The following is a 4,064-nucleotide window of genomic DNA, read 5'->3' as shown; positions in this document are numbered from 1 at the left end:
CGTGGCGGGGCTTCATCGTATCGCTTCCTAGCGTGACAGTGGCCCAGTCCATGGACCATCAAAACGATCATTCTTCGGGATCGACATCCTGCGCGGAATCCACACCGTGGTTGTCTGCCGGATCATCCATGCTTTCCGGTACCGGACCATCATCCGCATCTGGAGCCGCGGCAGTGCCACCCTGTGCAGCAGTATCACCCTGCTCGGTATTGGCCGAGCCGGTTTCGGTGCTCAGGCCTTCCTGATCACCACCGGGGATGCTGTCTTCTCCGTCGACATATCCTTCGGTTTCACCACTGACGGTACCACCTTCAACTTTGGTAGACCCTTCCGCGGTGTTGGCTGACCCTTTCTCACTGCTGACATCCGGCGCCGAATCATCTTGCGCGAAGGCACCCGCAGTGGGCAGTGCTAGGAGCGCGGCGAAGGTCAGTGCGGTCAGTTGCTGTTTCATGCGAATCCTCCTTAATCCTTTACGCCTTCACATTCAGGTGAAGTGTGTGGGTTATGCGAGTAAAAGGTTATCGCTCAACCCTATACAGACCCTAGACAAGGTATTCGCATGATGCAAGGAAAAACCACCTACCGAGCGCCTGCTCGAAAGCCTCAATGCGCCACCAAGTGCTCGAAGCCCCCGTGTTGCGCACTGCGTCGACCCGCTTCGAGCACCTGCATCACCGCCAGGGCTTGCTCCGCTGGTACGGGGTTCTTCCCCTGCCCCCGTATCGCTTCGCGAACGCCCGCATAATACGCCGGATAATTGCCCGCGCGTGTAGGCACTTCCCGCAATTCAGGGCGCGCACCGGCGTCGTGCACATTGGTCACCGTATGCAGCCCATGCTGATGATCTTCGCCCCATCCCGGCGTGGGCAGACGCTCGCCGCGCTTGAGCATCTCCTCCTGCGGGTCGAGCCCATGCTTGACGTAGCTACCATGCGTGCCATACACGGAGAAGCGTGGTGCAGGCGCCGCCATCAGACTGCCAGCATGCAGAATGATCCGCTGCTGCCCATAGCGGAGCACGGCATGAAAATAATCGTCGACCTGTGCACCGTCGCGCTGGCACGCCTGATCGAGCAAGATCTCCTCGGGCATACCGAACAGTACCAACGCCTGATCGATCAAATGCGGCCCCAAGTCATACCAGATGCCACCCCCCGGGGCGGCCGATTCACGCCAGCGCGTCTTGACCTCGGGCCGGTAACGGTCGAAATGCGATTCGAAATGCGCGATACGCCCCAGATCGCCACTCTCGAGCAGGTCCCGCACGGTCAGGAAGTCCGCATCCCAACGCCGATTGTGGAAGACAGAAAGCAGCTTGCCCGCCCGCGAGGCTTGTTCGACCAGTGACGTCGCCTCGTCGAGGGTGACCGTGAAGGGCTTGTCGATCACCACATGCTTTCCGGCGGACAGGGCCGCACTCGCCAGATCGTAGTGCGTATCGTTGGGGGTGGGGATCACCACCAGATCGATATCGTCGCGCGCGAAGAGCGCGGCCGCGCTGGCTTCGACCTCAACCTGCGGCCAATCGGCCGCCACCTTAGCGGCATCGCTGCTGGAGATTGCTCGCAATGTCATGCCGTCATCCGCCATCAACAGCGGTGCATGAAACGTCTTGCTGGCAAAACCGTAACCTACCAACCCCACATTGATCTTGTTGGTCATGCGTGAATCCCTTCTGCTCCTGCGCCCTCGGGCGTCAACCCACAGGACGGCGCGATGATGCCCACCCGTACGCGCGGTGACAAAGCGTCACTAAAAACCTCGGCGACTTGGCTTACGAGCGCCATACTGAAAGCTGGGCTTCACTCACCCTGCCACGTTACCGGGAGAGACGTTATGTGTTGCTCGGAAGAGAGTCTCGAGCTGCTACTGGAAACATTATGGTACGACATCGAGCAATGGCTAATGATGGATGACGCCGCTCAGGCTTGGCAACTTGCCGCCTGACGTGGCGTCCCCCCTATTTCGAGGCTGCCCCCGGCCTTTCGTGGCGAGCCTTGTCTGGCGATGATTGCCCGTCACTGGCAGCGGCCACATGCTCGGCCCGTGAAGCCGACGATGACTGTCCTACACTGAAGGGACGAATTTCACCATTGGGGACATCATCATGCGTCACACACCCCGTAACGTTACCCAGAAGCTGATCGCCTCCCACCTCGTCAGCGGCGACATGACGCCGGGCGCAGCCATAGGCCTGAAAATCGACCAGACCCTCACCCAAGATGCTACCGGCACCATGGTGATGCTGGAGCTGGAAGCCATGGCGCTCGACCGGGTCAAAACGGAGGTCTCCGCCCAGTACGTCGACCACAACTTGATCCAGGAAGACAACAAGAACCCCGACGACCACCGCTTTCTGCAGACCTCGGCGGAACGCTTGGGCGTTTGGTTTTCGCGTCCGGGCAACGGCGTCAGCCACCCAACACACCAGCAACGCTTCGGCAAGCCCGGCAAGACCCTGCTGGGATCCGACAGCCATACCCCGGCCGCCGGCTCGCTGGGCATGCTGGCAATCGGCGCCGGCGGCATCGACGTCGCCATGGCGATGGCCGGCGAGCCCTTCCATACGCGCATGCCAGAAGTCTGGGGCGTGCGTCTCGAGGGCCATCTGCCCGACTGGGTCAGTGCCAAGGACGTGATTCTCGAGATGCTACGCCGCCATGGCGTCAGCGGCGGCGTGGGACGCATCATCGAATATTATGGTCCCGGCCTCGAGCAGCTTTCGGCGATGGACCGCCATGTCATCGCCAACATGGGCGCGGAACTCGGTGCCACTACCAGCGTATTCCCCTCCGATACGGCGGTGAAGGCGTTCCTCATTGCCGAGGGGCGCGGCGAGGATTGGCACGAACTGTTGCCGGACGACGGATGCAGCTACGACCGCCACGAGACGCTCGACCTATCGCAACTCGAGCCTCTGATTGCCACCCCATCGAGCCCCGGCAATGTCGTCCCCGTTCGCGAGGTAGCCGGCCAGCCGTTATCGCAGGCGTATGTCGGTTCTTCAGCCAATCCCGGCTACCGCGACTTCGCTATCGTCGCCGCCATGCTCAAGGATCAAACCATCGACGATAACGTCTCGTTGGAGATCAACCCCACCTCGCGCTCGATTCTCGAAACGCTGACCCGCGACGGCCACCTATTGAGCCTGCTGGGTGCCGGCGCCCGCCTGCACCAGGCCGGTTGCAATGGCTGTATCGGCATGGGGCAGGCGCCAGCCAACGATACCAACAGCCTACGCACGGTGCCGCGCAACTTCCCCGGTCGCTCAGGCACGCGCGAAGACCGCGTCTTCCTGTGTAGCCCAGAAACCGCAGCGGCCTCGGCGCTCAAGGGCATGATCACCGACCCTCGAACGCTGGACATGGCCTACCCACAGGTGCGGGAGCCTGACGACCCGATCATCAACACCCGCACCCTGATCGCTCCCATGGAGGCGTCCAAGGCGCGCAAGGTGCACCTGATCAAGGGACCGAATATCGAGTCGTTGCCGAATTTCGAGCCGCTCGAGACAAAACTGGACCTGCCGGTGCTGGTCAAGGCCGGCGACGATGTCTCCACCGACGAGATCATGCCGGCCGGCGGCGAGGTGTTGCCCTACCGTTCCAACATCCCCAAGATCGCCGAGTTTTCCTTTCGCGGCGTCGTCGACGACTATGCCGACCGTGCCCGCGAGACAGGCGATCATATCGTCATCGGTGGCGAGAATTACGGCCAAGGGTCGAGCAGGGAGCATGCCGCCATCGCCCCGCGCTACTTGGGCATGCGTGTCGTCATCGCCAAGAGCTTTGCCCGTATCCACCACCAGAACCTGGTCAACTTCGGTGTGCTGCCGCTGACCTTCGCCGACGACAACGATTACGATGCGCTCGAGGTCGATACCCGCATCGGCTTCGATAAGCTAAAAGAAGCGCTGGAAGCTGGCGGTCCCGTGACGGCGCAGGCTGACGGTAGAACGCTGACGCTCGAACATACCTTGACCCCACGCCAGGTCGAGATCTTGTTCAGCGGCGGCCTGATCGCCTGGATGCGCGACCACAAGGCCGCCTGACAAGCCCACC

The 4,064-nt window shown here is 61.7% G+C and carries 3 protein-coding genes; 1 reads left to right on the top strand and 2 read right to left on the bottom strand.

The genetic code is table 11. The features are described from left to right. Window positions 1–67: 67 nt before the first annotated feature. Window positions 68–454 carry a hypothetical protein gene (locus tag L1075_RS15505; RefSeq protein ID WP_246942727.1) on the bottom strand — a complete coding sequence of 129 codons (387 nt, stop codon included), beginning with the start codon at window positions 452–454 and terminating at the stop codon, window positions 68–70. Between the two features lie 152 nt (window positions 455–606). Then, on the bottom strand, window positions 607–1,665 hold the full coding sequence (locus L1075_RS15500) for an oxidoreductase (RefSeq protein ID WP_246942725.1): 1,059 nt from the start codon (window positions 1,663–1,665) through the stop codon (window positions 607–609). Between the two features lie 445 nt (window positions 1,666–2,110). On the opposite strand from L1075_RS15500, the gene L1075_RS15495 reads away from it, so the two are divergent. After that, window positions 2,111–4,054, top strand: a complete 1,944-nt coding sequence (locus tag L1075_RS15495) for an aconitate hydratase (RefSeq protein WP_040242615.1) — start codon at window positions 2,111–2,113, stop codon at window positions 4,052–4,054. Window positions 4,055–4,064: the final 10 nt, after the last annotated feature.

Origin of the sequence: Chromohalobacter beijerinckii, assembly GCF_023061185.1 — a bacterium.
Classification (GTDB): domain Bacteria; phylum Pseudomonadota; class Gammaproteobacteria; order Pseudomonadales; family Halomonadaceae; genus Chromohalobacter; species Chromohalobacter beijerinckii.
Note: the sequence above shows the minus strand (reverse complement) of the source record. Positions and strands in the feature narration are given on the sequence as shown.

Bases quoted from the DNA above. Each gene is read 5' to 3' on its own strand.
- L1075_RS15505 (WP_246942727.1), bottom strand. From the start codon at position 454: ATGAAACAGCAACTGACCGCACTGACCTTCGCCGCGCTCCTAGCACTG.
- L1075_RS15500 (WP_246942725.1), bottom strand. From the start codon at position 1,665: ATGACCAACAAGATCAATGTGGGGTTGGTAGGTTACGGTTTTGCCAGC.
- L1075_RS15495 (WP_040242615.1), top strand. From the start codon at position 2,111: ATGCGTCACACACCCCGTAACGTTACCCAGAAGCTGATCGCCTCCCAC.